1 protein-coding gene is annotated in these 540 nt (G+C 61.9%); it reads right to left on the reverse strand.

All coding sequences use genetic code 11. The features are described 5' to 3' along the window. Window positions 1–540 (reverse strand): dTDP-glucose 4,6-dehydratase (locus tag HW466_RS31185; RefSeq protein ID WP_176316150.1); only part of this gene is annotated, 540 nt, incomplete at both ends.

Here is a 540-nt window from a genome sequence, read left to right on the forward strand (position 1 = left end):
TTGTCGAGATACCAGCGCACCGTTTTCGCGAGGCCGGTTTCGAACGTTTCGGCCGGCTTCCAGCCGAGTTCGCGCTCGAGCTTGCGTGCATCGATTGCATAACGGCGATCGTGGCCCGGACGGTCCGTCACATACGTGATTTGATCGCGGTACGAACCGGCTGCCTTCGGGCGCGCCTGGTCCAGCAAATCGCACAACGTATGCACGACTTCGAGGTTCTTCTTCTCGTTCCACCCGCCGATGTTGTAGGTTTCGCCGGGCACGCCGCGCGCGAGCACTTCACGAATCGCGCTGCAGTGATCGCCGACGTACAACCAATCGCGCACGTTCTGCCCATCGCCATAGATGGGCAGCGGCTTGCCGGCGAGCGCGTTGGCGATCATCAGCGGAATGAGTTTCTCGGGGAACTGGTACGGGCCGTAGTTGTTCGAGCAGTTCGTGGTCAGCGTGGGCAGGCCGTACGTATGGTGGTAGGCGCGCACCAGATGATCGGAGCCGGCCTTGGTTGCCGAATACGGACTGTTGGGGGCATACGGCGTG

The organism is Burkholderia territorii (genome assembly GCF_902833055.1).
Classification (GTDB): domain Bacteria; phylum Pseudomonadota; class Gammaproteobacteria; order Burkholderiales; family Burkholderiaceae; genus Burkholderia; species Burkholderia territorii.